Source organism: Methanosarcina sp. DH1 (assembly GCF_020804205.1).
Classification (GTDB): Archaea; Halobacteriota; Methanosarcinia; order Methanosarcinales; family Methanosarcinaceae; genus Methanosarcina; species Methanosarcina vacuolata.
In genome coordinates this window covers 1-875 of sequence record NZ_WJBJ01000048.1, presented here as the reverse complement: position 1 = coordinate 875, position 875 = coordinate 1, and the positions used below count along the sequence as shown (strand labels likewise).

General features: G+C 43.8%; 1 protein-coding gene. It reads right to left on the bottom strand.

Annotated elements, in window-relative coordinates:
- On the bottom strand, positions 1 to 875 hold an 875-nt coding region (locus FXW07_RS19130; protein WP_229397188.1), incomplete at both ends, for a tetratricopeptide repeat protein.

The window sequence follows — 875 nt, the reverse complement described above, 5'->3', positions numbered from 1 at the left end:
ATACAAAGAGGTTCGGCTTCAGAATACTTGCCTAAATCGCTATAAACTCCAGCCAAGTTGTTAAGGCGATTACCTACATCTGGATGTTCGGAGCCAAGTGCTTTTTCTGTGATTTCCAAGGCACGGATACAAAGAGGTTCGGCTTCAGAATACTTGCCTAAATCGCTATAAACTCCAGCCAAGTTGTTAAGGCGATTACCTACATCTGGATGTTCGGAGCCAAGTGCTTTTTCTGTGATTTCCAAGGCACGGATACAAAGAGGTTCGGCTTCAGAATACTTGCCTAAATCGCTATAAACTCCAGCCAAGTTGTTAAGGCGATTACCTACATCTGGATGTTCGGAGCCAAGTGCTTTTTCTGTGATTTCCAAGGCACGGATACAAAGAGGTTCGGCTTCAGAATACTTGCCTAAATCGCTATAAACTCCAGCCAAGTTGTTAAGGCGATTACCTACATCTGGATGTTCGGAGCCAAGTGCTTTTTCTGTGATTTCCAAGGCACGGATATACAGAGGTTCGGCTTCAGAATACTTACCCAAATTTCGGTAAAGTTCCGCTAGATTGTTAAGGCGATTACCTACATCTGGATGTTCGGAGCCAAGTGCTTTTTCTGTGATTTCCAAGGCACGGATATAGAGAGGTTTTGCTTCAGAATACTTGCCTAAATCGCTATAAACTCCAGCCAAGTTGTTAAGGCGATTACCTACATCTGGATGTTCGGAGCCAAGTGCTTTTTCTGTGATTTCCAAGGCACGGATACAAAGAGGTTCGGCTTCAGAATACTTGCCTAAATCGCTATAAACTCCAGCCAAGTTGTTAAGGCGATTACCTACATCTGGATGTTCGGAGCCAAGTGCTTTTTCTGTGATTTCCAA